Annotated in this window: 1 protein-coding gene and 1 pseudogene; both read right to left on the reverse strand. The window is 59.9% G+C overall.

Annotated elements, in window-relative coordinates; genetic code table 11:
- Positions 1-244: 244 nt before the first annotated feature.
- Positions 245-430, reverse strand: a pseudogene (locus DBR22_RS24540) (IS5/IS1182 family transposase); the annotation flags it as partial.
- Between the two features lie 101 nt (positions 431-531).
- Positions 532-1,062 (reverse strand): hypothetical protein (locus DBR22_RS13515; RefSeq protein ID WP_219928119.1); only part of this gene is annotated, 531 nt, incomplete at its 5' end.

Genomic DNA, 1,062 nt, shown 5'->3' on the forward strand with positions numbered 1-1,062 from the left:
TGATCTACAAACCGGCCCGTTACCCGACGACGCCGCCAACAAACAGGCGGAATGATTCCCGGGACGGTTCACCCTGTGGCTTACCTGGCACAGCGCCGGCAGCTACCGCAAGTACACGGCTTGTATGACCGAATGGGCACAAGACCTCAGCATTGAACCCGAGCAGGTAGAACAGCTGATCTTCAGGGGCAACTGACCGCGGTGCGGATTTAGCCCCCGTCCTTACACAGCGTTCGTTTTGGGAGGACGTATCGGCGATCTTCTCGTACATGACCCCGAGCACGAGGACCTGGACAAGCTTGTCGAACACGACCCGGTCCGACACCCGGGGCCGGTGGCACCCCAAAGGATGGGTGTCGATCACGGGCGGAATCAGGGCCTCGAATTGGGCCCAGAGGGGATTCATGACGGGTGATGGGACGACAGGCACAAGCTTCCCGAGGCAACACTGGTTCTAGACAAACACGTGTTTATCAAAGCTTGTGCCTGCGCCGTTAAATCCAGCACGACCTCACCTACCGGCGGAACCTCTTAGGGCTTGACGCCGGAGTTTAGGTGGTTCTCATAGTCTTGACCGGCCGCGCGCATGTCTTCTTCGGTCACAAACCCCCGGTCGGCGAGAAGGATGGGGCGATACGATTTTGCTCCATTAGTGCAGCGCACGTCGTCGTGCCAATTCTCGTTCATGGTCGGGTCGTAGAAACATGACCACCCCTTGCCGAAGACTTTCTCCCGCGACTCTTGTACCGCCTCTTCGATCTCCTGGTCGCTGGGCTCGTATTCCTCATCAACATACTGAACGGGACGCTGAGAGGTGCGGGTCTGTCGATCTCCGTTAGACGCCCCAGTCAGGTCGGGCTGGCCGAAGAGCAACCATGCGCCAAAGCCGAGCACCGCTGCGCCGCTGATCCAAGCGAGGACGCCGGTGCCGAAGTCGGCCCACGCCCCGCTACGGTCCTTAGGTTTCGTCGTCATTTCCCCCCCCTTTGGATTAGCGTAGCGCTCGGCGCGGACTGGTTGGCAAGAGGCGTGCACGTCCCGAAGATCCGTTACGCCTGCATT

It is taken from the genome of Arthrobacter sp. HMWF013, from assembly GCF_003061105.1.
GTDB lineage: Bacteria > Actinomycetota > Actinomycetes > Actinomycetales > Micrococcaceae > Arthrobacter.